Annotated in this window: 2 protein-coding genes and 1 pseudogene; all 3 read right to left on the bottom strand. The window is 72.6% G+C overall.

The window, feature by feature from the left end; all coding sequences use genetic code 11:
• Positions 1 to 1395 (bottom strand): methyl-accepting chemotaxis protein (locus tag VEC03_RS18145; protein WP_324918460.1); only part of this gene is annotated, 1395 nt, incomplete at its 3' end.
• The gene (locus VEC03_RS18150) at positions 1392 to 1955 is read right to left on the bottom strand and encodes a chemotaxis protein CheW (RefSeq protein WP_324918463.1); all 564 of its coding nucleotides are present in this window, start codon (positions 1953 to 1955) and stop codon (positions 1392 to 1394) included. The genes VEC03_RS18145 and VEC03_RS18150, both read right to left, overlap by 4 nt.
• A 9-nt stretch (positions 1956 to 1964) precedes the next feature.
• Positions 1965 to 2274 (bottom strand): annotated as a pseudogene (locus VEC03_RS18155) (methyl-accepting chemotaxis protein); the annotation flags it as partial.

Raw genomic sequence — 2274 nt, forward strand, 5'->3', positions numbered from 1 at the left:
GCCGCCCTCGGCGGCCTGGCGGGCCGACTCGCCCGCCATGCGGTCGGTGACGCGGGCGTTCTCGCCGTTCTGGGTGATCGAGGCGGTCATCTGCTCGACCGACGCGGAGGTCTCCTCCACGCTGGCCGCCTGCTCGCTCGCTCCCTGGCTCATGCCCTGCGCGGTGCTGCTCATCTCTTCCGAAGCGGAGGCCAATGCGTAGGCACCGGACCGCACGTCGCCCACCACCTTGGCCAGCCGCTCCACCATGTGATGCATCGCCGCCAGCAAGCTGCCGCGATCGGCCTTGTCCACGACGACGTCCACCGTCAGGTCGCCAGCGGCGATGCGGTTGGCCACCTCCGCCGCGTAGGCCGGTTCGCCCCCGAGCTGGCGCAGCAGCCCGCGTGCGATGGTGGTGCCCAGGATGACGGCCAGCAGGGCCACCGCGGCCAGCAGCCCCACCAGCGCCAGCTGGGCCTGGCGCAGGGCCTCGACCCGGCCCTCCACGATGCGGTCGAGCTGGCGCGAGCCTGCGTCGATCAGCTTGAACTGGGCGTCGATCACCTCGGTGTAGGCGGCGAAGTAGTCCGCCGCCGGGAAGTTGATGTCGCTGGCCTTGAGCACCCGCTGGTCGGCCAGCTCGATGGCTCGCCGCACGGCCGCGGCCGCGGCCTCGGCCGGGCCGGCCAGCGCCTCGCGCGTGGCGGCGTCCGCCGCGAAGCTCTTGCCCAGCGTGGTCGCCAGCGCGCGCTGCAGCTGCCGCGTGCGCTCCAGCAGCGCGGCCAGTCCCTCGCGGTCGCGCACCGTGGCCTCGCCGCGCGCCAGGATGCCGGCACCGCGTGCGCGCGCCTGCCCCAGCACCTCGGTGAGCGCGGGCGCCTCCGACAGCAGGCCGATCACCAGGAAGTAGCCGTCCGGCCGCGGGTCCAGCGTCAGCCCGTAGTGGTCGGCGCTGAGCGCGAGCACCTCCATCAGCCGCTCGACGAGGGCCGTGTGCCGCTCGAAGCTCTCGTTGCCGCCCATCGCGGCGGCATCGGCGGCGCGCGCCAGCTGCTCCAGCTCGCGCCGCAGCTGCGCCCACTCCTGGCCGAGCGTGCCCGTGGCGCCTTCGATAGCCTCGCCGAAGGCCTGCGCGGCGCGCAGCATCTCGGTGCGCTTGGCCTCGCGCGCCGGCTGCGCAGCGGCGCCGCTCTCGATCGCCAGGGCATTCAGGCCGCGGTGCTGCTGCACGTAGCGAAGCAGCTCCAGCATCTGCTTGGCCGGGCGCAGTCCCCGCTGCTCGGACTGGGCCGCGCCGATCGACTTGTCCGCCTCGGCCACGTACAGCCACGCGGGCACCGCCATCAACACGGCGCCGAGCGCGCCCATGAGCACGAACTTCTGCCAGACCTTGAGGTCGTCGACCAGCTTCATTCGGATTCCCCGTCGCCGCCCGGACGCGGCAGTTCCTGCATGCCGGCCAGCGCATCCAGGCTGGCCAGCTCCTCGATGGACAGGGCGTGCTCGATCGCCAGGATGATGGCGAAGCGCTCCCCCACCTTGCCCATGCCGCTGATGAAATCGGCCCGCAGCCTGGTGCCGAAGCTCGGCGGCGGCTCGATGTCCGCATCGGCGATCTCCAGCACGGCACTGACGGCGTCCACCAGCACGCCGATGTCCTGCGTGCTGCCCTCGTGCGGCAGCTCCAGGATCACGACGCAGGTCCGTCGCGTGGGCACCGAGGGGCCGCGGCCGAATCGCACCGACAGGTCGATCACCGGCACCACCCGGCCGCGCAGGTTGATCACGCCGCGCATGAAGGCCGGCATCAGCGGCACGTCGGTGGGTTCGCGGTACTCGATGATCTCCTTGATGGCGGAGATCGGCATGGCGAACATCTCGCCGTTCACCTGGAAGGTGAGGTATTGCCGACGCTGCAGCGCGGCGGCGTCGCCGACCGGCTGCGGCATGCGGGTGGTGTCGACTGCGCCCATGCCCGCCTCCTAGAACCGCGTGAAGCCGTCCGGCACCGCATGCGCGGTGCCCGCGAGGGCGGCCGGCCGCGCGGGCTGCGGCGCGGTTGCCATGGGCGCCTTGGCCGGGCGCGGCGAGGCGTGACCGCTGGCGCGCGGCGCCGGACCCTGCCCCTCGTCCTCGACCCGGAAGAACCCTATGAGCTGCTGCAGGGCCTGGGCCTGGCTGCTCATTTCCTCGGAGGTGGCGGCCAGCTCCTCGGCGGCCGAGGCGTTCTGCTGGGTGATCTGGCTCAGCTGCCCCATGGACACGTTGATCTGGCCGACGCTGGTGGACTGC

This window comes from Ramlibacter sp. (assembly GCF_035627355.1).
Taxonomy (GTDB): domain Bacteria; phylum Pseudomonadota; class Gammaproteobacteria; order Burkholderiales; family Burkholderiaceae_C; genus Ramlibacter.

Coding starts and splice junctions, on each gene's coding strand:
- VEC03_RS18150 (WP_324918463.1), bottom strand. CDS start 1,955: ATGGGCGCAGTCGACACCACCCGCATGCCGCAGCCGGTCGGCGACGCC.